Origin of the sequence: Dialister sp., from assembly GCF_036343215.1 — a bacterium.
GTDB lineage: Bacteria > Bacillota > Negativicutes > Veillonellales > Dialisteraceae > Dialister.
On record NZ_JAZASU010000203.1, the window covers coordinates 1 to 1,440 of the forward strand.

Below are 1,440 nucleotides of genomic sequence, written 5' to 3' on the forward strand. Positions count from 1 at the left end.
GAAATCGCGGAGGCAGCTCAGGCAGAAGCTGAGGCGGCTCTGGCGGATGCCGCGGAAGCGAAAGCGGCAGAGGAGAAAGCCAAAGAGGAAGAAATGCTTGCTTCGGCTGAGTACCTCGGAAACTTCACACTGACCGCATATTGCAACTGCGCAAGGTGCTGCGGCACAGCGGGAAATGCGACTGCCAGCGGCGTCATGCCGACATCCAACCACACGGTTGCGATGGGAGGCATCGATTTTGGCACGAAGCTTTTGATCAACGGCACAGTTTATACCGTTGAGGACCGCGGAACACCGTACGGACATGTGGACATTTTCATGGATTCCCATTCGGAAGCTCTGCAGTTTGGTATGGGAAGTGCGGATGTGTATCTTATAAGAGAATAAGCCTCTGGTAACACAATTAATTATGCTTAGCAGGGATGATTGAGCCCTGATAAAAATCCAGCCGAAGAGGCTGGATTTTTTGCGTATAAGCTGATTTTTGTTTTCAACTGCCTGGGCAGTAGTTTACATAGATTTTCCTTTTTGCACTGCCCACCTGATTTCACAAGAACCTTGGCAGAGGCAGTGAAATTTTCCCCCGCCACCGGACGCCATATCCTGGTGCAACCCGCGTGGGATCCTCCCACTGCCTAAAGGACAGTGGTCTCCACCCTTAATAATCGATAGGAGTTTTATGAAATTTGTTCCGGGGAGTAGGAGTGAAAAGATCGAGAGCGAATTGGCTCTGCCTCGAATGATGGTAAGATTTTACGGAATTTAAAGGATAAATGGTAGGATATTATGGAATTTATAAAAATCCGTGGACATGTGTCAGAAAATATGATATTTTGCCGAAATCGAAGTGACAGGGATACTGCCTGAAAAGACAGGTGCGATTGCCCAGGGTGAAGGTTGAGCCTAACGGAATTTCCTGTTAATATGTAAATAGATTAGTCAGCCTTTATGTACCAGAAGCTGTGAAGAAGTCACAGTAACGGAACAGGTGACGTTCCTCATAACGAAAGACAGCATCCCTGCCGAAATAATATGCAGGGATGCAGGCAGAAAAGCTGTGGATTTTTCACGTATGATTATCAGACCGCCTCCCTGTAGAATAAGAAAAGGAGGCGCCATGAGCGAAAACGGAAAAACAAAACGGTACGAGGAACTGAACTTTACAGATGATTTCATGTTTTGCAAGATTCTGCAGAATGATCCGGATCTGTGCAGGGAACTGACTGAACTCATTCTTTCACGGAAGATCGGGAGGATCGTGTCCATCGACCGCCAGAAGGCCATTGAAATAACAGCAGACGGCAAGGGTGTCCGATTCGATGTGTATATGGAGGACGATGAATCTACGGTATACGACATCGAGATGCAGACTACTGTGGCAGAAGATCTACCGAAAAGGATGCGCTATTATCAGGGAATGATCGATCTGAATATGATCGA

General features: G+C 47.2%; 2 protein-coding genes. Both read left to right on the top strand.

What is annotated here, in order from left to right:
- The coding region (locus tag VZT47_RS10385) for a 3D domain-containing protein (RefSeq protein WP_330224888.1) at positions 1 to 387 on the top strand (387 nt) is incomplete at its 5' end.
- A 730-nt stretch (positions 388 to 1,117) separates the two neighbouring features.
- On the top strand, positions 1,118 to 1,440 hold a 323-nt coding region (locus tag VZT47_RS10390), incomplete at its 3' end, for an Rpn family recombination-promoting nuclease/putative transposase (protein WP_330224889.1).